The organism is Aquaspirillum sp., from assembly GCF_055136605.1.
This window is the reverse complement of the sequence record NZ_JBSQVP010000014.1, coordinates 14,403-38,319: the sequence shown is the minus strand read 5'-3', so window position 1 is coordinate 38,319 and position 23,917 is coordinate 14,403. Positions and strand designations below refer to the sequence as shown.

Below are 23,917 nucleotides of genomic sequence, written 5' to 3'. Positions count from 1 at the left end.
CTGTGTGCGATCAATCAGACGGTGTGTTTTGCTGTTTGTGTTGTTGCAGCAGCATAAAGTGTACCTGTGCCGCGCTTTCATCGGCTAGGTTGGCGGCGATATTTGCCAAAATCTGAATGCCGCCGAGTGTGCGGTTGGGGTGTGGGTTGTCTTCATATTTGTTGCTGCGTTGTTCGATCATACGGCATAACTCGGTGAGGCGTTCAAGTTGGTCGGCGAGGGTGATGAGGTTTGGGGTGGGCATGGTGTGTGTCTTTCAAGACTTGTCCCATCTGGGGCAAGCGAATTATTGGGGAAACCCAACCGTCTGCTGGCTTGGCACTTTGGCCATGCAGCGTAAAAATAATGGTTCGGTTATCCAGTATGACAGCCATTGATGGAGTGTGGGGAGGGGTTGTTCGGCGAACCAGATGGGATCGATAGCGGCAAATTGGCGGATGAAAGGGAAAATTGCGATATCGGTCGCACAAGCCTGTTCTCCGCCAAGAAATCGGCTGGCGCTGAGGCGAGTTGCGAGAGGTTGTAATAGACATGCCATCGCTTGCTGTCGATGGGTCTCGCGGCCTTGGCTATCGGCAAAACGTTCCGGGTATTTATAACGGTCGAGGTGATATTTAAATTCGCCATCATTGGTATGCAACAAGGCAAGATTGTCTGTGCTTTGTGCTGCTTGCCACCAATGGCAGACATCATTTTGTTGTAAAGCCCATTGAATAATGTCCCAGCTCTGGTCAATGACTGTGCCATCCGGTAGGCATAAGACAGGCACAGTGCCTTTTGGCGAGGCGGCTAGCATGGCGGCTGGTTTGTCTTTCAGCACAATTTCGTGAATATCAAACTCAATATTCGCAATTAACAGACTTATTCTAGCACGCATAGCATAAGGACAACGGCGGTAGCTATAAAGCAGAGGTCGAGAAGTCATCATCGAGTGTCGTTCACCTTTTTCGAGTTTTAAATCATACCCTAGCTTAATTGACCGCTGTTGATGCTATGCACAAAACGGTCTTGAGAAAATTGCCAGAGAAAAATTCTGGTAATATCTCATACAAATAAAATTTCCCTGATTGAGAGGGCGGTATGTCTGAGTATTGTGGTTTAACGATTCTCCACGCCAATCGTATGGAAGCGCTGCGTGAGGTAGTTTTCGGTTGGATACAACAACATCCTCTTACCCACCCTCTTAGTCATGAAGTTATCTTGACTCATAGCCACGGTATGGCGCATTGGCTGAAATTAGAGTTTGCGAATCAACACCGCATCGCAGCAGCGTTAGCGTTCAAACTGCCTTCAGAATTTTTATGGCATAGCTACCGCACTGTGCTCGGAAAAGAGGACGTGCCGTTACAGTCTGCTTTTGATAAAAAACAACTGCAATGGCACTTGTACCGCCATCTACCCGAGTGGATTACACAACATCCTGATGATTTCGCTGCCCTTGGGCGCTTTTTAGAACGTGATGACGATGGGCGTAAACGCCATCAACTTGCGCTACAGCTGGCAGATTTGTTCGACCAATATCAAGTGTATCGTGCAGATTGGCTGACTGATTGGAGTGGAGAAAAATATCAGCTCCGGTTAGCGAACGGCCATATTACACCACTCACCGACAGCCAACATTGGCAAGTAAAACTCTGGCTCAAACTGAATCAAACGCTGTTAGAACAAATTAACACCCACCGAGCCGCCATCCATCCGAAGTTTCTTTCTACACTTGAAACCCTGTCTCAGCGGCCAGCAGGCTTACCAGAACGCATTATTGTATTCGGCATTTCTTCTCTGCCTGCCCAAGTGGTGGAAGCCCTCCATGCCCTAGGCAAACATTGCCACATCATTATGGCGGTGCTCAACCCCTGCCGACATTATTGGGCCGATATTGTTGAAGTGCGTACCATTCTGCAACGCGAAGTGCGCCGCCGCCATAACAAACGCCCAGGGGTGCCAGAGATAAACGACCCAGAATTATTGCATTTGCATGGACATCCTTTACTTGCTGCATGGGGGCGGCAAGGGCGCGACTTTATCGAGTTGTTAGATCAATATGATCAACAAGCGTACTCTGAACAGCAAAAAATTCTATTCAGCAAAATCGACTTGTTTGATGACACCGAACCATCCGAACAGGCTCCGTTACTGCAAAAGCTACAGTGGTCGATTGTCGATTTAGAACCCCCGGTTGACACACCCAAACCGCTACCACGTTTGGACGACTCGATTGTTTTTCACAGTGCGCATAGCCCACTGCGCGAAGTGGAAATTTTACATGACCAATTACTGAATCGATTTGAAACAAGTCGCGGTGAGTTGAAGCCGAGTGATGTGATGGTGATGGTGCCGGATATTGATTTATATGCACCTTTTATCCAATCTGTGTTTCGACAGCCTATTGTCACGGCGGATAACAAGTCTTTGACGATCCCGTTTAATCTTGCCGACCGCGCTGACCGCAGTACGGCACCGGTGTTACGAGTGATTGAAGCGTTATTACATCTGCCGGAACAACGCTTGCAAGTCAGTGAGTTGTTAGATTGGTTGGATATTCCTGAGTTTGCACAGGCATTTGCGATGGAAAGTCACGAATTGCCTCTGCTGCGGCGTTGGGTCGAAGGGGCTGGGATTCGTTGGGGCTTGGATGGTAAGCATAAAACGCGCTTACAACTCCCTTCTGAATCACAAAACAGCTGGTTATTTGGGCTGCACCGGATGTTGTTGGGCTATGCGGTGGAAGAGGACGGGGCATGGTCAGACGTCTATCCTTATCCGGAAATTGGCGGATTAGAGGCTGAATTGATCGGTAAGCTGGCGCAGTGTCTGCGGATATTGGGTCAATACAGCCAAGCACTGACTCAAACATATCTACCGACACAATGGCAAACCCTGCTCGGACAGTTATTACAAGACTGCATTGTGGCAGAGGATGAGTTCACCCAAGCATTATTAGAAAAATTTACCCAAAGTGTGACTGACTGGGTGCTGGCTTGTGATCAGGCAGGGATTAATCATCCTATTCCGCTGGCGGTGGTGCGCGAAGTGGTATTACAAGGGTTTACGGATACCAGTGTGGCATTGCAGTTTATGTCGGGTTTTGTCACGTTTGGGACATTGATGCCCATGCGCGCCATTCCGTTTAAACTCATTTGCCTATTGGGAATGAACGACGGCGATTATCCGCGCCAAACCCAGCGCATCGACTTCGATTTGATGGGGCAAGATTACCGCCCCGGCGACCGTTCACGACATGAAGATGATCGTTATTTGTTGCTCGAAGCCCTGCTTTCAGCGAGAAAAGCTCTATATATCAGCTATGTGGGACAAGATAGCCGCGACAACCGGCAGCGTTCCCCGTCCATATTGATTAGCCAACTGCAAAATTACCTCAACCGTACTTGGTGTTGGGGCGATGATCCAAATAAACCCCTCTCAGCACATCTCACGACTGAACACCCGTTACAACCTTTTAGCGTGCGCTACTTTCAAGGAGAACCTTGGTGGACGTATGCCGCCCATTGGGAAAGCGTCCATACGCCGTCTGAACAACACGTTGCTGAGGTGGGAAAACTCGCTGCATACACGCCGCCTGAAAGCATCTCGATACAACAACTGGCCTATTTCTTCAAAAAACCCGTTAGTACGTTTTTCTCACAACGGCTACAAATCTATTTTCAGGACAGCGATGCACCGCTCGACTGTGAAGTGTTCGCCTTAAACACGCTGAGCCTTTATCAATTACGTTCACGGGCCTTAAATCAATTATTACGGCGGGCGGATAGTCTCACCGAGCAGGAATTAGCTGAGCGTTGGCAGGCGTTTTGTGCTCAGTTACGAGGCGAAGGCGTCCTACCAGTGGGCGAAGTCGCGGAAGCAGACTTGCGGACATTGGAAGCAGATTTATGGTGTGGTTTCCGGTTGTGGCAGCAAGCGGCAGAACAGTGGCCAAGAGAAATGGAAGATGTGGCGCATCTATCCTTTACTTATGAACACGATGCTGCCCAAAAACAGGTCATTGAGGCGGATATAAAACATTGTCGGATCAGCGAAAATTCAGCACAGCAAGCAGTCTTTTATGTGTTGCCCGATGCGATCCGAAGAAAAGAACGGCTGTTTAATTTAAAAGCCGTGGCAACGTATTGGCCATTGCATCTATTGGCTAGCGCTAATGGACGGCCATTATCAACGGTGCTGATTGCACCAAAAGACAACTGTTATTTTGTGTGGGAACCGCTTGCCCCCTCTGTCGCACAAGATGCCTTACACCGCTTATGTCAGTTATGGCTAGAGGCCATGCAACACCCGCTTCCGGTAGCGATTAAGACCGCCGGCGTGTATCTGGCGAGTGAGGAGCAGGAAGATAACCCGGAAAAATGGAAAAAGCAGGCAAAAACCGAATATGAAGGTGACAACAACCGCGTAGGTGAGGTGAGAAAAGAGGCGGCCTTGGCGCGGGCATGGCCAAGTTGGGAACAACTGTTAGCCGCTGGTTTTGAACACTATGCGTATGAGTTGTATCACCTGTGTTACACGGCATTATCGAATGCGCCGTGTTATCCGCTTGATGACTAAAAACCCCCTTTAAACAACATTTAGCGCCATCGTATGCAAGTACCGTAGGGCTGATAAGCGTCGTATATCCGCCAAGCCAGAGGGGTTGGTCCGATGACCACACGCTGCAACCTACGGGGCTTAATCAACAACAATGGAAATACCATGTCCCAGATCACAACAGAATCAATCAAAAAGCTGGATTTATTAACCTTTCCGCTGGCTGGAAATCATTTAATCGAAGCCAGCGCAGGGACAGGTAAAACCTATACGATTGCCAGCCTTTATGTGCGTTTAATTCTTGGCGCTGCTGATGAAAACGACAGCGATAGCCCAATACCGCCCCAAATGCCGTCATCGATTTTGGTGGTCACTTTTACCGAGGCGGCCACGGAAGAATTGCGTGATCGAATCCGGCGGCGCTTAGAACAAGCTGCTGCGGTTTTTCGATCACCACTCAATCATGACGATCCATTTTTGCAACAACTGCGCCAGCGGTACGCCCAAGACGACCCCAAAAAAGCGGCGGCTTTCGCTTATCGTCTTGATCAAGCGGCACAAGCGATGGACCAAGCCGCCATTTATACCATTCATGCTTTTTGCCAAAAAACGCTACGTACGCACGCTTTTGATAGCCAAAGTCTGTTTGAGCTTAAGGTGAATACAGATGATATTGAGCTGAAACAAGAGGCGGCCCGTGATTACTGGCGCGTTCATGTGCAAACACTGCAAGAGTCGTTATTACAAAGCGCACTGACCATCTTAGGTAATGATCCTCTTAATGTACTTAATCAAGTGCGGCCGTTATTAACCCGAGGGACACTGGATCTCAACCAGCCACCTACCACATCGTTGGCGGCGGCCATTTCTCAAATCGACGCTGTCTATTGCCAACGCCTTGCTGCACTGCGGCGGCCGTGGCGGGAAGGTTGGTTAGATGCGCTGACGACTGCTTTGACCCAAACCGATACAGAAAAACAATTCAATGGTAGCCGCATTAAATCGGAAAAACTGCAGAGATGGCTCAGTGATCTAGCGATATGGGTGAATAGCGACCAAGCACAACCATTGTTACCCGTATCTTTGAAAGAGGAAGGTTTCTGGAAATATTTATCACCCAACGGTATTGCCGCTGCCTTGAAGAAGAACTGTGTCTTAATAACCAACCATCCAGAACAGGTGAATGCCGCGCTTGCTGCGCTCGCTGAATTGCCCAGTCAAATCAAGGCTTTGCCTTCATTGACGTTAACGGTATGGCAACATGCCGCGCAATGGATTGGTCATCGGCTGCACCAAGAAAAACAGCGACGGGCAGAAATCGGTTTTGATGACATGATTACGCGCCTTGATCAGGCACTGGCCAACACATCAACCGAGGCAGAAAATCCGCTGGCTAAGGTGTTGCGGTGTCAATTTCCGCTGGCGATGATTGACGAATTTCAAGATACCGACCCCGCACAATATCGCATTTTCTCGACCATCTACCCAGACCAAAACAGCACCGAACACGGTTTATTGTTAATTGGTGACCCTAAACAAGCGATTTATGCGTTTCGTGGGGCGGATATCTTTACTTATATCCATGCCCGCCAAGTCATCCAACCTGCACACCGCACCACCTTAGACACTAACCACCGTTCGAGTGCGCCGTTGGTCAAGGCAGTGAATCAGCTCTTCAGTCACGCGGACACCGTCTGGAAAGACGGCGATGGCGTGTTTTTCCATGAGCAAATCCCTTTCTTTCCGGTACAAAGCCGTCACCAATCGCTGGCGCTGACCATCGATAACACACCATTGGCAGCGATAGATTTTCACTTTGTGGCAGGGCTTGATGAGGTCAATTCCACGGACTATCGCTACCTAACGGCGAATCACACTGCCCAGCAAATTGCCAACTGGTTGGCATCACCCGAGCAGGTGCACTTGCCCTGTGGCGATAAGGACGCCACGACACGGCCAATTCGGGCAGAAGATATTGCCATTTTGGTCCGCAGTGGTCGCGAAGCCGACATTATCCGCCAAGCATTAAGCCGTTACGGGGTACGGTCGGTGTATTTATCCGACCGTGATTCCGTTTTTCAGAGCCAACAGGCGGCTGATATGGTGTTGTGGCTTGAAGCTGTGGTTTATCCAGAAGATGGTAACCGCGTTCGTCGTGCCCTTGCGACGCCATCGTTGGCATGGTCATGGCAACAGCTAGAACAGTTGGTGGTGAATGAAACCTTCTGGGAACAGCAAATCAAGCGTTTTCGCGACTACCGGCTGTTATGGCAGAAAAATGGTGTTTTAGCGATGTTGCGCCAACTGTTGCTAGATGAAGCAGTGCCGCAACGAGTATTGCAAGAAACAGGCGGCGAGCGGGTGATGACCAACTTTTTACACTTGGCTGAACGTCTTCAAGCGGATTCTGCCCATCTTGAAGGCGAACAGGGCTTAATTCGCCATCTCAATCAGCTTATTGAACAGCCGAATTTGCAACAGCAAGAAGCCATTTTGCGTTTAGAAAGCGAAGCCAATTTGGTCAAAGTGGTGACCATCCATAAATCTAAGGGCTTAGAATATCCGGTGGTCTTTTTGCCTTTTGTCTGCGCTATTCGTGTACCGATGCAAAGTCAAACCAGTGCTTTTTTCATTCATCAACCGGACGGCTCACCATGCTTTATTGCCAAAGGGGAAGAAGCCACACCAGCACAGTGGCAACAGTTTGTGACCGAATCACAAGCGGAGGAAATGCGGCTGTTATATGTGGCATTGACCCGCGCTAAATACCATCTGGCCTTAGGTATGGCGGCGGTGGTTAATCGACAAGTTAGCGTCAATCAAACTGCCATTGGCCGGCTATTTGGTATGGCACAACCTTGGCCAGCCGAGCAGTGGTTACATTATCTCAGCCAGTTACAGGATGAGGATCCGGCGTGTTTTGCTGTCTCAACCTCACCGCGAATGGCAAACGCATCCCGTGCCCAAATAAACGCTGATGACACGCTGACCACCACAGAAGAAGCAAAAAAGTTTACCGGCACTATTGATCATTCGTGGTGGATTGCCAGTTATTCTGCGTTGTTGCCAGATCGCCACCAACGGCACATTTTTAGCCAACCACATCCAGTGATTGAGGATGAAGGCACGGTATCGATGCCTGTGCAGCGCACCCCAACGCCAGTCAATGGGGTATTGCAAGACATTCATCGTTTTGAAGCGGGGCCTCGGGCAGGGGTGTTTTTACACGGTTTATTGCAATGGGCGGCGGAATATGGTTTTGCTGCGGCCTATGCTCATGACCGTGAGCGAAAACGGATAATTGCGCTACGCTGTCAACGCCGTGATTTATCCGAATGGGTAGAGGTGTTCGATGGGTGGTTAAAATTGGTTTTAGATACCCCGCTGTGTTTGGATGAGGCGCTACCCAAACTACGGCTTGCTGATCTGGCTCCTCACCAAGTGCAGACAGAAATGGAATTTATGTTGTCGATTGATGCTGAAGTTAAGACAAGCAAGCTAGAGCAAATGATTCACCCTCTATTTGCTGATGCACCCCGCACGCCGCTTAATCCGCGCACCCTTCACGGCATGTTCAAGGGCTATATTGACTTGGTAATTGAACATGCTGGTCGTTATTTTGTGTTGGACTATAAATCGAACCGTTTGGGAAAAAGTGATGACGACTACCAACCAGCGGCCATGCAAGCGGCGATGCTACAACATCGCTATGATGTGCAAGGCGTTTGCTACACCTTGGCTTTGCATCGTTTGTTACAAAACCGACTGACAAATTACCAACCACAACACCACCTAGGCGGTTTTGTCTGTTTCTTTATAAGAGGGATCGAGTCTGCTTCTCAAGGGCTCATGGTCAAACAGCCTTCGCCTACCTTGATTTCACAACTCGATCAGTTGTTCAGTGGCCGTTAAGTGTGGGACGTCGGATATGCGCAGTAGGGCGGTTTTGCGAGAAGCAAACCGCCAAATGATACTAGGCTGACTGAGCTGGTTTCCCGTCGAGCGGCAGGGTAATCTGCATCACGGTGCCAGATGGGACGTTATCAAACACCTCAATTTTTCCGTGATGTAATTGAACAATTCGCCACACAATATTGAGCCCTAAACCACGGGTTTTTTCCTCTGTACCAGATACATAGCGTTTAAAGACCTCGCCTTTTTTCGCATCACTAATTCCTGAACCAAGATCTTTGACGGCAATTTCTACCCTATCCTCATGTTCTTGCACCATAACTGTGATTGGGCTGTTATCGACTTGGCTATGTGATAGCGCGTTATCAATCAGATTATCGATGGCGATAGCGAATAAGGCGGCATCAACGGTGAGGCTGATATTGTGTGAAGGATGAATCAGTTCGATTTTGCGATGGGGATGCAATAGTTGGTAGTGGTTAATACTGCAATTCAGCAACGACCACAGCTCAACCGGATAAATTGCCTCATCCAAACCGACCTCCGCCCGAAAGCGGTGTTGTTGCAATAAATCTTCTGTTAAATCATTCAGCCGCCAACTGCTGACCCGCAGCCGTTGTAGTCTTTCTTGTGCGGTTGGTGGCAGCTCATGGTGTAACAACAATAAGGAATCAATGCTCGATTTAATCATCGCGCTATGGTTGCGAAACTCATGCGCCAACAATTCTAAAAAGTGCAAAGTACGATAGTCAGTCACTTCTTGCACCTCGCCTTGCTGCGGTATTCTGCTTCGAGGTTCAAGTAATTGCTCCTGACTGATCAAACTATCAGCAAGGTCTGACATGCGTTTTGCCGCATAACGCATATTATCCACCCGCTGTAATACTGCTATCGGTAGGTCATGACCGACAATCCGTAATGAATCTAAGCTTGCCTGAATTTGTGCTAACGGTGTGCGAAACTCATGTGAAGCAGTGGACAGAATCGTTCGTTGTATCGCTTCATTTTCTCTTAACGCCTGTACCCACGTGGTTAATTCCTCATCATCTTGTCGTTTGGCTAATAACAGAAAACCAAAACCATTGATAATCAGCGTGATATAGGCCATAAAATAAATGCCAAAATTCGCCCAATTCATCTGAAAACGAACTAATTCGCCAATAAATATGCCGTAATAGACACGCAGGAACATTGAAGTTGCCGCCAGTAAATTCACAATGCCAATTACCCATATCAGGCCAGAGCGTTGCGGATAAGAAAACAGCAAGATAGAAACACCGAATAATAATGAGCCAATCACGGTAGAGAGCCACAATAAACGCGGCCCTTGGCTGGTTTCCGCAATAGCAATCGACAGCAGGACAACAAGTGAAATAAGACAAAACGGCCATAGCTTGTTCAGCCAAGAGGGTTTGTTGAGTAACAAGCAATACGCTGCAAATTCTGTTGCAATCCCAGTGATTTGTAAGACGTTACCTACCACCGGTGGGATTTGATGTGGCAGGAAAATCTGAGAGAAATTGAATAAAAACCCTGCACTTAGCAAGACTTTGGCACTGCACCAAACCTTTAATGCCTTTTGTGTTGATCTTGATTGTTTAATATACAAAAAGACTAAAATAGCAAAAATCAAATTGCCAAGGCCGCTAGTAAAGGTTAGAGTAGGCAAGTGTATGTTCATATTCTAAAGTGCCACTTTTAAATGGAATTATTCCAAGATTATAAAATTGCTTTGGTCGAAGATGAGGATATCTTAAGAAAAGAATTGGCTTTTCAACTAAGATATTTGGGCTTTGCGACTGAAGAATTCTCAAGTGCCGCACAATTTTACCGCAGATTATGTGTTCAAAGCTTTATTGCGGTGATTTTAGACATTGGTTTGGTGGGTGAAGATGGTTTGTCAGTTGCGCGATACCTGCGGCAACATAGCAAAGACATAGGCATTATTTTTGTCACTGCCCGCAGTTTGCGCGAAAATAAAATCGAAGGCTTCGAATCTGGCGCAGATTATTACTTTGTCAAGCCGATTGATATTATGGAGCTCTCGCTAGCGATCCGGCGCATTGTGGAACGGATGAACGGGGAATTACCGCAGGCCTTACAACATGCCGTGCCTACTGCAGAAGTGTTAGTCTGTGGTGCTTGGTTGTTAGACGAATCATCCGGCCAGTTGGTGTTTTTACCGCAAGAGAACAGTATTACCCTGTCGCTGGCAGAAAGTCATCTAATAAAAATTCTATTTCTTGCCCAAGGTAAAGTAGTAGAACATAAGACATTTCTAGTTGAAATGGGTTTGGAAGAAGGCGAAGTAGGAAAACACCGCCTAGAGGTGATGGTCAGCCGCCTGCGGCATAAAGTGCGCCGTCAATTAAATGTGGATATTCCAATTCAAGTGCGGCGCGGTATTGGCTATTACATGACCGATGAATGAGCGTATCGCCTGATGCGCTCATTCATGGTGTTGGTTCAGTGCATGGCAATATAGCGGTCCGGTCGGTGATAAAACCCAATCACCAGACTGAGCGCAGCGGCACCGATAAGAGAACCGATGAGTGCCGGCAGACTGACCATAAATAACGACGAAAGCAACACCAGTAAATCGACACCAAACTGAACTTTGCCAGCGCGGATGGCATAACGTTGTTGCAAGTACAGGGTGAGGATATTGATGCCGCCGACGCTGGCTTTGTGTCGAAATAGGGCAATCAAGCCCATACCAATTAACAGCCCACCCAACAAGCCGGTGTAGTACGGATTCAGTTCACCTTCAAACGGTAAAAAGGTTTGATGTAATCCAGCAAACACTGATACCAGACTCACTGCAATAAAGGTGCGTAGGGTAAATGTCCAGCCCATCTGCCGCACTGCCAACCAGTAAAAGGGTAGGTTGATGAGAAAAAACCACAGTCCAAACGGTTGTCCAAATTGGTAGTGCAATAAAAAGGCAACGCCTGCTGTGCTGCCCGTGAGTAAACCCGCTTGGCCAAACATCGCCATGCCAAAACCAATAAAAGAAGTCCCAATCAACATTGCCAGCACGTCTTCTGGCCAGGTGTGAGCAAGTGGATTGTGTCCTTCTTTGCTCAGGCACTTGGAATCGGTCATCATGTGTATACCGCCCACGCAGAAAAATTCATTATTTACGGTCAGTGTGTGGTACACCATGACCGCCCCACGGAAATATAAGCAATATTCTTGCCATGAAATCATTATACGCGGGTTTTAAATTTTGCATTGTGACCAAATGAAAAACCTCATCATGCGGTGGCTAGGATGTTCACCACAATGCAATGTGTTAGGGGGTATGCTGATTTTAAAAATACAAAATAATTGGTAATAATGTTACATTTTTGATCGAAAAATTGAAATTGAATGTAGAAATGTCTTGCGCTACCTTTTAAGGATGTGAATGTCTCTACTTAAATTTAACAAAATATGCAAAATGATGTTCTAAATCGCGATAGAAAGCTGCGGCTTAGTTGTCGCGCAGCAAGATAAAATACGATATGATTCGCCGTTTTGTGGCGCCCGCTTGATAGCGGGCGTCCCGCGTTTTGTTCTTGATATCGATAGGAAACAACATGAAAACAGCACAAGAAGTTCGCGCCGGTAATGTGATTATGATTGGTGGCGAACCTATGGTGGTGCAGAAGACCGAATACAACAAATCCGGTCGTAACGCTGCCGTGGTGAAAATGAAACTGAAAAACTTATTGTCCGGCTCGGGTACTGAATCGGTTTACAAAGCCGATGAAAAGTTTGACGTGGTGATTTTGGATAAGAAAGAGTGCACCTACTCTTACTATGCCGATCCAATGTATGTGTTCATGGACACTGAATACAACCAATATGAAGTGGAAGCAGACAACCTCGGTGATGCGATCAACTACATTGTTGATGGCATGGAAGACCAGTGCGAAGTGACTTTCTACGACGGTAAAGCCATCTCTGTCGAATTGCCAAACACCATCGTGCGCGAAGTGGAATACACCGAACCTGCCGTGCGTGGTGATACCTCCGGCAAAGTGATGAAGCCTGCTCGCTTGAAAGGGACGACCTTTGAATTGCCGGTGGCCGCTTTTGTGGAAATCGGTGACAAAATCGAGATCGACACCCGTACCGGTGAATTCAAAAAACGTGCTTAATCGTGACCTTGTCGCGAAGTCTCCGTTTAAAACGCCACGCTTTGTTGTGGCGTTTTTTGTTATCCTCTGTTTTCGCTAAGCGAATAACAAGAGGAGAAATCGCATGTCTTTTGTATTGCGTCACGAGCAAGATGGGATTTGCACCCTAACACTCAACCGCCCACAGCAATTCAATGCCTTATCGTGTGAGGTGTTAACTGAACTGCAAACGCAATTAACCGAAATTCAAAATAATAAAAACATCAAAGTCATTGTGTTAACAGCAGAAGGAAAAGCGTTTTGTGCTGGGCATGATTTGAAGGAAATGTGTGCTTTTCCTGATCAAAATACCTGCCTTGATCTATTCCAACAATGTAGCGCGGTGATGTTACAGCTCACACAACTGCCTCAACCCGTGATTGCCAAGGTTCAAGGTTTGGCGACTGCGGCAGGGTGTCAGTTGATTGCTGCATGTGATTTGGCGGTGGCAGCAGAGCATACACGGTTTGCCGTATCAGGCATTACACTGGATTTATTCTGCTCGACTCCTGCGGTGGCTTTGTCACGCAATATTGGTCGTAAACGTGCTTTAGAAATGTTGTTTACCGGCGAATTTATTGATGCAGAAACCGCCTTAGCATGGGGATTGCTCAATCGAGTTGTGCCTGCTGACCAGCTCGATCAAACAACCCTAACCCTTGCACAGAATATCGCCGCTAAATCAGCCGCCGCGATTGCGATTGGTAAACGCGGTTTTTACCAACAAATTGAACAAGATTTGGCCACCGCCTACCAAACGGCTGCTGCGATCATGGCAGAAAACTTTTTCTATCCTGATACCAAAGAAGGCATTACCGCCTTTGTCGAAAAGCGGCCAAAACGCAGCTAACGAGCACGGCGTGCGGCGTCGAGAAAAGCTTCTAACATTGGCGTGCAATCGAGTAATCCTCGATTGCCGTGGTAGACGTGAAACTCTGGGTGCCATTGCACGCCGCAAACAAAGCTGCGGCCTTTGCGCGAAATCGCTTCCACTACGCCATCGGCTGATGTCGCTTCAATCTCTATCTCGCGCCCTAATTGCTTAACTGCTTGATGATGAATGGAAATGACCTCGCCGCTGACCTGTCCCATACAGGCCGCCAAGCGGCCATTGCCTTGAAAACTAATGGTGTGGTGATGGTGGTCATACGCTGGGGTTTCGTGTGCTAGGCTTTGTGGTAATTGTGTTGGAATATCTTGGTATAACGTCCCACCATAGGCCACGTTAATTAGCTGCATCCCACGACAAATCCCCAACACCGGTTTACCTGCCTCGACAAATTCATGCAGTAACTCCATCTCATAAGCATCCCGTACCGCATCGCCTTGCCAACGCGGATCGATGGCTTCCTCATGATAGGTGTGTGGGCTGACATCCGCGCCACCCTGTAACACCAAACCATCCAAAAATTCGGCATAGTCTGACAGTCTGATATTGCTTCGTAACATGGGGCTGTCATGCAAAATAGACGGCACCATTAACACCATCACATTGCGCGACATCACCCAATGGGCTACCGATTGTTCAAGATATTGCAAACTCTTACTCATCAAGCCGGTTTTACCCGCCTCTGGATGATATAAACGTGCTGACATCCCAATTTTCAATGTCTTGTAGCCCATGATGGGTGGCTCCTGTTAGTGTTCTAACACATAGCGTCCGGGTGCAGGGCAAATGGCAGGGTAACGATTAGAGCTCAGTTGTGGGCTGATGTCGGTTTCTGCTTTGCCGTTCATCCAATTCACCCACGATGGCCACCATGAACCATTAACTGGTTCTTGTCGCGCAAACCATGTCGGATGAGGTTCACCTGCTTTGACATCGCCTTGCCAATAGCGCCGTTTCGAGTTGGGTTTAGGTGGATTCACAATACCCAGAATATGCCCCGAAGACGACAAAGTAAATTTGACTGGTGCATGAGGGGTATGTTCTGTGAGATGCCAAGTTTGTTTCCACGGCGCAATATGGTCTTCTTCCGCCGATACCATAAACAACGGTGTTTTGATTTTGCGTAAATCAATCTTTTGCCCCGCAATCGTCAGGGCATTCGGTTGCGTCAATTTGTTGTGGAGATAGAACTCGCGCAGATAAAAAGAATGCATGGCACACGGCATCCGTGTGCTGTCCATATTCCAATACAAAATATCAAAGGGCTGTGGTGTTTCACCAAATAAATAGTTTTCGACCCAATAGTTCCAAATCAAACTATTTGCCCGCAACATGCGGAAACTGGCCGCCATGTCTTTACCATCTAAATAACCTTTTGCCTGCATTTTACGCTCGACAAAAGACAGCCCTTCTTCATCTAAGAAAACTTCAATATCACCCGGACGGGAGAAATCAGTCAGGGTGGTTAATAAGGTTGCACCGGCAACTTCATCTCCGCGTTTTTGTGCTGCCAACCACGCCAAATACACCGTAGTCAGCGTGCCACCAATGCAATAGCCAGTGAGCAACACTTGTTCACTTTGCTGAATGTCTTTGGCCACCTGCACAATGCGGTCGATGCCCTCGGTGATGTAGTTATCAAATCCGACTTCTTTATCGTCGGGGCCGGGGTTTTTCCAACTGGTCACAAAGACGGAAAATCCTTGACTGACTAAATACTGAATCAGACTCTTTTTATTGTCTAAGTCTAAAACATAGTATTTGTTAATCCACGGCGATACGATGACCACAGGGATTTGTTTTACCGTAGGCGTGGTGGCCTCGTAGTGGATGACTTCCAATAACCGCCCACGATATACCACTGCCCCCGGTGTGGTAGCCAAATTTTTCCCGACTTGGAAAGCACTTAAATCGGTCATGGCAATATCACCGCGTGCAGCATCGCGTAAGAAATTACGCCAGCCTTCGCTTAAACTTTTACCGCCGCTTTCCTGTGCTTTGCGCTGCGCCACTGGGTTAGTGAGGAAAAAATTGTTGGGGGCAAGCGCATTTAACCCCTGCCGCAGCCAAAACGCGCTGCGGCTGCGTTCTTTATCGCTTAACTCTGGGGTGCGATAGAGCGCATCTTGCAGCCAATGGGTGTTTAATAGATACCATTGCTTTAACAAATCCCAGCCTAGCTCTTGCCACGCTGGATCTTTAAAGCGTTCATCTTCGGCTTGGGGTGGACAAACCGGCGGTAATTCTGTGCCGAGACAACGTGCTGCGGCATAGCTGTTTAATTTACCGACTTGTTGCCACCATTCTTGCCAACTCGCTGCCAGTTCATCGGGGTGTTTCCACCATGCCAGTGCCGCCTTGCGGGTAATCGCCTGTAGGCCGAACGGGTCGAATTGTTGTTGCCACGAAGTGCTCATTGTTTGAATCATCGCCGTTTTCCTTCCCAAATAAATGAAAGTCCGCTATGCAATCGGGACATGATCGGCTCGGCCAGCAAGAATGGTTTCTTCTGCTTCCGGTAACAAATCGGGATAGTCGCGGCTAAAGTGCAGGCCACGGCTTTCGTGCCGTTGCATGGCAGAACGTACGATTAACGCTGCGGTATCGACCAAATTACGCAATTCGATTAAATCATTCGAGACATGGAAGTGACGGTAATATTCCGTGATTTCTGTCCGCAATAATTCAATACGATGTAATGCGCGCTCGAGTCTTTTCGTTGTTCGCACGATACCGACATAATCCCACATACAGCGCCGCAGTTCATCCCAATTATGTGAAATTACCACTTCTTCATCGGGGTCGGTCACGCGGCTGTTGTCCCAATCGGGAATCGTTGGAATTAAGGTCGGCCCAGAGGCGAGGATGGCGCTGGCGGCGGCGCGGCCAATGACCATACATTCTAATAATGAGTTAGACGCTAAACGATTGGCGCCATGTAAGCCAGTGCACGACACTTCACCGACGGCATATAGGCTTTCGACATCGGTACGGCCTTGCAAATCGGTGATTAAACCACCGCAGGTATAGTGTGCCGCAGGGACAACCGGAATTGGCTCTTTGCAAATATCAATGCCTAAACTCAAGCAATGGGCGTGGATGGTGGGGAAATGTTCGCGGATAAAGCTTTCTGGTTTGTAAGAAATATCCAGATAAACACAGTCAAGACCGTGTTTTTTCATTTCAAAATCAATCGCACGCGCCACCACATCACGCGGTGCCAACTCTGCCCGTTCATCGTGGGCGGTCATAAAGCGGGTGCCATCTGGCAGCCGTAAAATACCGCCTTCGCCGCGCACGGCTTCGGAAATCAAAAACGATTTTGCATGAGGATGGTAGAGGCAGGTCGGATGGAATTGGATAAATTCCATGTTTCCGACACGACAACCCGCACGCCAGCCCATGGCAATGCCATCACCGGTCGCGGTGTCGGGGTTGGTCGTGTAGAGATAGACTTTGCCAGCGCCGCCGGTGGCTAATACGGTATGCGCCGCCGATAAGGTGATGACTTTATCGGTGTGTTTGTCTAACACATACGCCCCAAAGCAGCGTTTTCCTTTGAGTCCTAAACGGCGAGCGGTGATTAAGTCAATCGCCAGATGGTGTTCAAATAGGCTGATGTTGGGATGGGCTTTGATTTTTTGCCCTAAGGTTGAGGTAACCGCCGCGCCAGTGGCATCGGCAGCATGAATAATCCGGCGGTGGCTGTGTCCCCCTTCGCGGGTGAGGTGGAAACCACGATAGCTACTGACTTCGCTGTCGGCATCGCGAGTAAAGGGAACGCCAAGTGAGATCAGCCAATCAATGGCGGATTTGGAGTTTTCGACAATGAAGCGGGTGGTATCGGGGTTGCACAAACCAGCGCCTGCAATCAGGGTGTCGCCGATGTGGTCTTCAACTGAGTCATCAGTATCTAATACTGCCGCAATGCCACCTTGCGCCCACGAAGAACTGCCTTCCAATAAACTGCGTTTGGTGACCAACGCTACGCGCCGTGTTTCGGCTAAATGCAGCGCTAACGTCATTCCCGCCAGCCCACTACCAATAATCAGAACGTCAAATGAATGCATGGTGTTTGTTTGCAAAATGAAAAAGCACACCCGAGGCATTGTACGCTGATGCAGTGCAAGATGGCGCACGATTCGCACCACCAATCGAGTACATGAAAACGATTCAGGGGGCAAACGGGCGCAGCGGCGGCAAGTCTGGTAAAATCGGCGGCGTTTTTATCTCTTTTTGCTTGGAAAAGACCCATGTTCGCAGCCGACCAAACCATTGCACAATATGATCCTGAGCTTGCCGCAGCAATCGAGGCAGAAGTCCAGCGTCAAGAAGACCACATCGAACTGATCGCTTCAGAAAACTACACCAGCCCTGCGGTGATGGAAGCCCAAGGCTCACAACTGACCAACAAATACGCCGAAGGCTATCCGGGCAAACGCTTCTACGGTGGTTGTGACCATGTGGATGTGGTAGAACAACTGGCGATTGACCGCGTCAAACAACTGTTTGGTGCAGAATACGCCAACGTCCAACCGCATTCTGGCTCACAAGCCAACCAAGCGGTCTATTTCTCCATCCTCAAACCCGGTGACACCGTGATGGGCATGAACTTGGGTCATGGTGGACATTTGACCCACGGTAGCCCGGCTAACCTATCTGGCAAATTATTCAACATCGTTGCCTACGGTTTGAACGAAAACGAAGAAATCGACTACGACGACATGGAACGTGTCGCCACAGAAACCAAACCAAAACTGATTATTGGTGGTGCATCTGCGTATGCCTTGCGTTTTGATTTTGAACGCATGGGACAGATTGCCAAAAAAGTCGGCGCTTACTTCATGGTTGACATGGCACACTATGCTGGTTTGATTGCCGCCGGTGTGTATCCTAACCCTGTGCCACATGCCGATTTTGTCACCTCTACCACCCATAAAACCCTGCGTGGCCCACGCGGTGGGATTATTTTGGCGAAGGCTGAGTACGAAAAATCATTGAATTCCAATGTGTTCCCAACTCTACAGGGTGGTCCATTGATGCACGTTATCGCCGGTAAAGCGATTGCGTTTAAAGAAGCACTGCAACCTGAATTCAAAGCCTATCAAGAACAAGTGCTGAAAAATGCTGCAGCAATGGCGAACACATTGGCCAGCCGTGGCCTGCGTATTGTGTCGGGTCGCACTGAATCGCATGTGTTCTTAGTCGATTTGCGTCCAAAAGGCCTGACCGGTAAAGCGGCTGATGCTGCGCTGAATCGCGCTCATATCACCGTCAATAAAAATTCGATTCCAAACGATCCAGAAAGCCCATTTGTGACCTCGGGTATTCGGATTGGCTCGCCTGCGATTACCACCCGTGGTTTCAAAGAAGAAGAAGCCATCTTGGTAGCGAATTTAGTGGCGGATGTGTTGGATGCGCCGGAAGATGCAGCGGTTGCTGCGCGGGTGGCAGAACAAGCGACAGCGTTGTGCCGTCGTTTCCCTGTCTATGCCCGTTAATTTGTCAGATTGACTGATTAAAAAGCGGCGGGCGTGAGTCCGCCGCTTTTGCTGTTTTTTGATTAGGGTAAATCGCCGTCATGAAATGCCCGTTCTGCGGACACCTTGAAACACACGTGATTGATTCGCGTGTGACCGAAGAAAAAGACGCTATTCGCCGTCGCCGTCGATGTTTAGCGTGTGAGAAGCGTTTTACCACATTTGAAACTGCCGAAGTGCGTATGCCACAAGTGGTGAAACAAGGTGGTCATCGTGCCGATTTTTCAGAAGAAAAATTGCGAGTCAGTTTTTCGCGTGCGTTACATAAACGGCCGGTTTCCACTGAATCGGTCGATGAGGCAGTGCGCCGCATTCAACAAAAATTACTGGCCAGCGGCGCACGCGAGGTGACATCGCGCTTAATTGGTGAGATGGTGATGAAAGAATTGGGGCGTTTAGATAAAGTCGCCTATGTGCGATTTGCTTCGGTGTATCGAAGTTTTGAGGATGTCTCAGAGTTCTCCGAGGCGATAGAAGAATTATCGCGTGGTGCATAGCCAAGACGGCTATGTGTGTGTTTATTTTTTCTTGCAATGGATATTGGTATGCCTCCCCCGCCTAAAATAAAAATAGTGAAAACATTAAGTAAGCAATTACTGGTTCACGATGTGCGCGGAATGCCTCGCAGTTTGGCCGAACAAGGGGCAGAGGGTTTTCGATCGCTGTGTGATAGCTTTGATATCGAGGCAACGCGCCTTGAACAAACCTGTCCCGGTATTGAAAAAGCACTGGAGCAAAGTCCATTAGCGGCCTTACTGCGCGGTAAACTCGCCGAGCGTAACAATCAACACCGTTTCCGCCATGCCGCAGTGTATGTGTCATATATGCACAAAGAGCTGGCTTTTGTGCACCGCGCTCAATTTAGCGTTGAAGCTGGCGATAAGAATGCAGGAAAAGGTAAGCAGCCAAATACGCTGTTACTACCACATCGCATGTTGCTGCGCTACCTCGATATCCCGACCACATTACCACTGGCAGAGCAAACCACCGCCTTGCAAGGCATGGAGATTTGGTTAAGTTTGCATAATCAAACCCAGCTGTGGGGTGGAAAGCAATTTGATCAAGAATTACTGAACAGCTATTCCCTCGATTGGCCTTACGCCATTTTTGCTTTGCAAAAAATCGTTGATGTCCTACAAAATTGGTCATCACGTTGCACCGATGAAAAATCCGCCACCCTTGATGCCTTATGGGCGCTATTACTCTTATGTGCCCCACATGGCTCGTCTGGTGTCACCGAACATATTTTATTAACCGAATGGGGTGTGCCGTATGCTGAGGCACAAGAGATTGCAAAAGCGTATCGCGATAATCTCGTCTATCCCACTGAATTGTTTCACTTTGCCCCGCTGCATCCCGCACAACAAGCGCGTTTTGAGCACGGAGAAGAGGCTTGCTGTTTAGAAATCGACAGCAATCTGTTCCCAAGTGCAATCGGTGGTTTCCAACGTGCCTATCTGCAACAAGCCTTATTTCCTGATAGCCAAACTGATCAACCGCTTTTACCCTCGCTATTCGATTACTTCTCTTTTGCGGTGTGTCATTTAGCGGAAACTTTTGCTGAATTACTGCCGCAGCGTTTGGCTGAAGAGGTGGAATTTGCCCAACTGTTTGCCATTGCGCCGGATGACATTCAAATCACCATCGGCCAAACTGAAGCAACAGCACTGGCCACCCCTGTTTTGCGGATGACAGAATTGGCGGTGTTGACCATTCAACAAGCCGTGGTCGATTTTTGCTCGGATTGGTCACAACAAAGTTTGACGTTGGCATTGCAAAAGCAAAGTTTGGCGGGGTTGATTGGTTTACAAACCAAATTGCTGCCTGAGCATCAACACCACAGCGCGATTACACAATTGATGCAGCAGCTGTTACAAGCACAGGCCTATATTGGTTTGAAACAAGCGCATAGCTTTGCACAATGGCAACAACAATGGCACGAAAAATTAGACACTTTGCAACAGCTGACGGCAGAAGAAAACGATGCCCAAGCGGATGAACGCAGAAAAAATCAGCTGAAAACCACGTTGGCTGCTTTACATGAACATAGTCAAACCGTGTTGAGCACCTTTTTCCCTGAATTACAAACCGTTGATAATCAAGCGCATAGTGAACAGCAATTACGCGATTTATTGGCGAGGCCAGAACTGTCCAGCGCATTGCGTGGTGCATTACAACAATGGCAACAACATTATCAAGCGCGTGTGCAACAGCAGCAATTGCCTTCGCTTGAACAGTTACAAGCGGTACTTGAACAGGCCAACCAAGATTTTCAACATCTGTGCCATATTACCGATCATCGCCAACAACAATGGGCACACACGCTGGCTGATTTAACAGCAAAAATTGTGCAATTACCGTTGCAATTTCCACTGCAAACATTGGCACCCATTGAAAATGAAATCACCGAACTTGCTGAACCGGATAATGCTGCTAATAGCCAAGAGCAAGTGCGTAAAGTTCAGAAAAAATTAGATAAAGCCAATAAAGTGATTCATGACCTCAATCGTTCGATTGAAGGATATGAAAAACAAAAGCGGCATTGGCTAGAAACTGAAGCGAAATTGCGTAGCGAATGCCGCAAACTTGAGCAAACCCGCCCTGCTTGTTTAACGCTGCCGGGGGGAAATACGTTGGCTGATTTGGCCAGTGGCTTAGTCAGAATGTTAGGCTCAGATAAAAGCCCAGAGGCGGTATTAGATGCAGCCAGTCGGTTTTGTGAAAATAAATTATTGGTCTTAGACAGTGCCCGCCATAGCGCAAGAAATTACATGCGTAACGAGTATAGCCCACAGGATTTGATGCAGTCTTTGCTAAAATTAGCGTTGGAGTATTTGCCCAATTATCTGGCCGGTGGTGATAATGTGGCACGTAATGTCTTTGGACAAAGTTATAGTGCGCGAGAATCAGATACTGTAAAAAACGATAAAAGAATGCGTGAACAACGTGAGTTTTTTTTCAAAGGACAAAAGCGTTTATTTCAAAAACATTTGAGCTTGAACAGCTATTTACGTTTGTATTTTGAAGTTGAACAAGACCATGAGCAAATTGTGATTGCTTATTTAGGTGAGCATTTAGATTGCACCATGACCAATTAAACTAGGTGAAAATGTGATGGCATTCGTTGATGTCGATGAAAAATGGATGGCAAAGGCATTGCAACTCGCCGAGCGAGGGATCTACACCACCTCACCGAATCCCCGCGTGGGTTGTGTCATTGTGCGTGATGGTGTGTGTGTTGGCGAGGGATGGCATCACCAAGCTGGGACGCCTCATGCCGAAGTGCATGCGCTACGAATGGCTGCCGACTTAGCACAAGGCGCAACCGCTTATGTCACGTTAGAGCCATGTAGTCACTTTGGCCGAACTCCGCCGTGTGCTGATGCGCTTATCACGGCTGGGGTCAAGCGTGTGGTGGCCGCGATGACCGACCCCAATCCACTGGTAGCGGGACAAGGTTTAGCGCGTTTAGCGGCGGCAGGGATTGAGGTTGCCGTGGGTGTGTTACAAGCACCCGCGATGCAACTCAACCGTGGCTTTATCTCACGCATGACCAGAAAAAAACCGTGGGTGACGCTCAAGATTGCGGCCAGTTTAGACGGCAAAACGGCATTAAAAAATGGTGAAAGTCAGTGGATTACTGGCCCAGCGGCGCGGCAAGATGTGCATCAATTACGCGCTCGCCATTGCGCCATTATGACGGGCAGCGGTACTGTGATTGCAGACGATCCGCAATTAACGGTCAGAAATTTTGAAACAATAAGACAACCTAAAAGGGTCGTCATTGATAGCAAGCTAAAAACCGCTGCAACAGCAAAAATCTATCAACAACAAGACGTTGCACAAACTTATCTCTACACCACCAATCAAACACCAGCCCAACAACAAACATTTGGCAATCAAGGTGTGAAAGTCATTGCATTACCGGCAATTGCAGCATCCCATGTCGATTTATCTCAAGTGCTAACGCATTTGGCTGCCGAGGGAATGAATGAAGTCATGGTTGAAGCGGGGGCAATGCTTAATGCAGTTTTATTGCAGTCGGGTTTGATTGATGAGGTCGTGTTATATCTGGCACCAACCTTTTTGGGCGACAGCGCACAAGGTCTTTTTGCTGGCATTGAGCTTACTACGCTGACCCAACAATATCGTTTTACAGTGAATGATATTCGTGCATTGGGTCAAGATTTACGGTTGACTTTAACACCGGCTACGGCTTCCGCATTGCCAATTTAACATAAATGGCATCTTGCCCAGTTTTTAATTCACTGATCCCAACATAATCAAAAGCATTATAGCCAAATAACTGGCTATTTAATGTCGGAGCAAGGGAAGGCACTTGGTCTAAACGAATCGATAGTACCTGCCCTTGTATCCGCGCATAAGACATTTTCTCAACTAAATCTCGCATCACTTGATCGCCCGTTGCAAGACTCACCGCACCAATCGCCATATTGCCTAAAATGCGCACGAGGGCATTTTCTGATACTGCTTGCGACGATTGCTTAAAAGAAATATGCACTGTGCGATTCGGCCAATCTACCGGCAAAAATTGAAACTCCAGCTGATGTTTTGCAGCGATGCCTTTGTCGCTTCGCAAAAATACAATGCCTTTTTCTGGTGTTAACTGAATATCTTCGATAATAAGTGATTCACTTTTTACACTGTTTTGCAGTCTCTGCAAAATAAGGTTTTTAGGTAAAACCACCCCTTCCCGATTTAACCCCGGCAGTTTTGAAGCAAATTCCTTCATCTTAAGATAAAAGGCAATGATTTGGTCTTGTTCTTGTGCTTGTGTTAATTGGGTTGATAATAAGCCTAATCCACTCACCAACAACACAGATAACCAACGACGACGAGACATCATTTTATCC

The 23,917-nt window shown here is 48.0% G+C and carries 16 protein-coding genes and 1 pseudogene; 9 read left to right on the top strand and 8 right to left on the bottom strand.

Annotated features, from left to right (window positions below; all coding sequences use genetic code 11):
• Positions 1-10 precede the first annotated feature (10 nt).
• Both ACTBZS_RS04015 and ACTBZS_RS04010 read right to left on the bottom strand, forming a co-directional pair.
• On the bottom strand, positions 11-244 hold the full coding sequence (locus ACTBZS_RS04015) for a hypothetical protein (protein ID WP_460429821.1): 234 nt from the start codon (positions 242-244) through the stop codon (positions 11-13).
• 42 nt (positions 245-286) lie between these two features.
• The gene (locus tag ACTBZS_RS04010) at positions 287-928 is read right to left on the bottom strand and encodes a glutathione S-transferase (protein ID WP_463043342.1); all 642 of its coding nucleotides are present in this window, start codon (positions 926-928) and stop codon (positions 287-289) included.
• Between the two features lie 152 nt (positions 929-1,080).
• Here ACTBZS_RS04010 and recC point away from each other — a divergent pair, with 152 nt between their 5' ends.
• Positions 1,081-4,560 carry an exodeoxyribonuclease V subunit gamma gene (gene recC, locus ACTBZS_RS04005; protein WP_463043341.1) on the top strand — a complete coding sequence of 1,160 codons (3,480 nt, stop codon included), beginning with the start codon at positions 1,081-1,083 and terminating at the stop codon, positions 4,558-4,560.
• A 144-nt stretch (positions 4,561-4,704) separates the two neighbouring features.
• The gene (gene recB / locus ACTBZS_RS04000) at positions 4,705-8,451 is read left to right on the top strand and encodes an exodeoxyribonuclease V subunit beta (RefSeq protein ID WP_463043340.1); all 3,747 of its coding nucleotides are present in this window, start codon (positions 4,705-4,707) and stop codon (positions 8,449-8,451) included.
• A gap of 61 nt (positions 8,452-8,512) precedes the next feature.
• Here the strand turns inward: recB and ACTBZS_RS03995 are convergent, their stop codons facing one another.
• On the bottom strand, positions 8,513-9,934 hold the full coding sequence (locus ACTBZS_RS03995; protein WP_463043339.1) for an ATP-binding protein: 1,422 nt from the start codon (positions 9,932-9,934) through the stop codon (positions 8,513-8,515).
• A 219-nt stretch (positions 9,935-10,153) separates the two neighbouring features.
• Between ACTBZS_RS03995 and ACTBZS_RS03990 the strand changes: the two genes are divergently transcribed.
• Complete coding sequence (locus tag ACTBZS_RS03990) at positions 10,154-10,882, top strand: response regulator transcription factor (protein WP_463043338.1); 729 nt, start codon at positions 10,154-10,156, stop codon at positions 10,880-10,882.
• A gap of 35 nt (positions 10,883-10,917) precedes the next feature.
• Here the strand turns inward: ACTBZS_RS03990 and ACTBZS_RS03985 are convergent, their stop codons facing one another.
• On the bottom strand, positions 10,918-11,559 hold the full coding sequence (locus ACTBZS_RS03985; protein ID WP_460429794.1) for a YitT family protein: 642 nt from the start codon (positions 11,557-11,559) through the stop codon (positions 10,918-10,920).
• A 473-nt stretch (positions 11,560-12,032) separates the two neighbouring features.
• Between ACTBZS_RS03985 and efp the strand changes: the two genes are divergently transcribed.
• Together efp and ACTBZS_RS03975 are read left to right on the top strand one after the other, a co-directional pair.
• Positions 12,033-12,596 carry an elongation factor P gene (gene efp, locus ACTBZS_RS03980; RefSeq protein WP_460429706.1) on the top strand — a complete coding sequence of 188 codons (564 nt, stop codon included), beginning with the start codon at positions 12,033-12,035 and terminating at the stop codon, positions 12,594-12,596.
• A gap of 100 nt (positions 12,597-12,696) precedes the next feature.
• Positions 12,697-13,464, top strand: a pseudogene (locus ACTBZS_RS03975) (enoyl-CoA hydratase); the annotation flags it as partial.
• On the opposite strand, the gene ACTBZS_RS03970 reads toward ACTBZS_RS03975, so the two are convergent.
• From ACTBZS_RS03970 to nadB, 3 genes are read right to left on the bottom strand one after another with little or no spacing between them, the layout of a single operon-like run.
• Positions 13,461-14,237 carry a gamma-glutamyl-gamma-aminobutyrate hydrolase family protein gene (locus tag ACTBZS_RS03970; protein ID WP_463043337.1) on the bottom strand — a complete coding sequence of 259 codons (777 nt, stop codon included), beginning with the start codon at positions 14,235-14,237 and terminating at the stop codon, positions 13,461-13,463. The pseudogene ACTBZS_RS03975 and the gene ACTBZS_RS03970 sit on opposite strands and share 4 nt — an antisense overlap.
• Positions 14,238-14,252: 15 nt before the next feature.
• Positions 14,253-15,932, bottom strand: a complete 1,680-nt coding sequence (locus tag ACTBZS_RS03965) for a PHA/PHB synthase family protein (RefSeq protein WP_463043336.1) — start codon at positions 15,930-15,932, stop codon at positions 14,253-14,255.
• A 33-nt stretch (positions 15,933-15,965) separates the two neighbouring features.
• Complete coding sequence (nadB, locus tag ACTBZS_RS03960) at positions 15,966-17,573, bottom strand: L-aspartate oxidase (RefSeq protein WP_460429709.1); 1,608 nt, start codon at positions 17,571-17,573, stop codon at positions 15,966-15,968.
• A gap of 183 nt (positions 17,574-17,756) precedes the next feature.
• Between nadB and glyA the strand changes: the two genes are divergently transcribed.
• The 4 genes from glyA to ribD all read left to right on the top strand — a co-directional run bounded on the left by glyA (position 17,757) and on the right by ribD (position 23,279).
• Positions 17,757-19,004, top strand: coding sequence for a serine hydroxymethyltransferase (gene glyA / locus ACTBZS_RS03955; RefSeq protein ID WP_022653373.1), 1,248 nt, complete (start codon positions 17,757-17,759; stop codon positions 19,002-19,004).
• Positions 19,005-19,084: 80 nt separating this feature from the next.
• Positions 19,085-19,540 (top strand): transcriptional regulator NrdR, encoded by a 456-nt coding sequence (nrdR, locus tag ACTBZS_RS03950; protein ID WP_460429710.1) that lies wholly within the window; start codon positions 19,085-19,087, stop codon positions 19,538-19,540.
• A gap of 48 nt (positions 19,541-19,588) precedes the next feature.
• Positions 19,589-22,141 (top strand): hypothetical protein, encoded by a 2,553-nt coding sequence (locus ACTBZS_RS03945; RefSeq protein ID WP_463043335.1) that lies wholly within the window; start codon positions 19,589-19,591, stop codon positions 22,139-22,141.
• A gap of 16 nt (positions 22,142-22,157) precedes the next feature.
• Complete coding sequence (gene ribD, locus ACTBZS_RS03940) at positions 22,158-23,279, top strand: bifunctional diaminohydroxyphosphoribosylaminopyrimidine deaminase/5-amino-6-(5-phosphoribosylamino)uracil reductase RibD (protein WP_463043334.1); 1,122 nt, start codon at positions 22,158-22,160, stop codon at positions 23,277-23,279.
• Here the strand turns inward: ribD and ACTBZS_RS03935 are convergent.
• The gene (locus tag ACTBZS_RS03935; protein ID WP_463043333.1) at positions 23,254-23,907 is read right to left on the bottom strand and encodes a hypothetical protein; all 654 of its coding nucleotides are present in this window, start codon (positions 23,905-23,907) and stop codon (positions 23,254-23,256) included. The genes ribD and ACTBZS_RS03935 overlap by 26 nt on opposite strands.
• Positions 23,908-23,917 lie beyond the last annotated feature (10 nt).